At 68.7% G+C, this 722-nt stretch carries 1 protein-coding gene; it reads right to left on the bottom strand.

Features of this window, described 5'->3' with window-relative positions:
* The coding region (locus tag ACQ4OD_RS26360) for a hypothetical protein (RefSeq protein ID WP_430945226.1) at positions 1–722 on the bottom strand (722 nt) is incomplete at both ends.

Here is a 722-nt window from a genome sequence, read left to right as displayed (position 1 = left end):
AGTGCAGCTGGTTGGCGGCGATCTTGCCGTCGCGGTTGTCCAGCTGGCCATGGTTCAGGTCCAGGGTCAGCGCGGTGACGCTGCTCAGGTGGCCGCCCTGCTGGTCGAGCCGGCCGACATTGACGCCGACTGCCTGGTTGCCGCTGATATGGCCGCCCTGGCCGTTGTTCAGGTCCTGGGCGCTCAGGTCGAGGGTGGCCTGGCTGGCGATCCGGCCAGTGCGGTTGTCCACCAGCCCCTGGCTGGTGACGGTGATGCCGCGGTTGGCCAGGACCTTGCCAGTGCGGTTGTCCAGGCTGCCGAGGTTCAGGGCCAGGGTATCGAGGCTGGACAGTTCGCCGGCCTGGTTGTCCAGATGGGCCCAGGTGGCGTTCAGCGCGCCCTGGCTGGTGATCTGGCCACGGTCGCCGTTGAGCAGTTGGCCACCGGTGAGGGTCATGCGCCCGTCGGCGAGGACCTTGCCCTGCTGGCGGTTGTCCAGGGTCGCGGCGTTGACGCTGAGGTCGCGCCCGGCGCTGAGGCTGCCGCCCTGGTTGTCCAGGCGGCTGCCAGTGGAGACGGTCAGGTCGCCGCTGGCGATCAGGCGCTGGTTGCGGTTATCCACGGCACCAGCGCTGATCTTCAGGTCGGCGTCGGCCACGCGCTCGCCATCGGCGTTGATACCCGCCTGGATACCGCCGAGGTTGCTCAGTTGGCCGCCAGCGTTCAACTGTACCTGGCCT

The sequence above is a fragment of the Pseudomonas sp. WC1 genome (assembly GCF_050586565.1).
Lineage (GTDB): Bacteria > Pseudomonadota > Gammaproteobacteria > Pseudomonadales > Pseudomonadaceae > Aquipseudomonas.
Note: the sequence above shows the minus strand (reverse complement) of the source record. Positions and strands in the feature narration are given on the sequence as shown.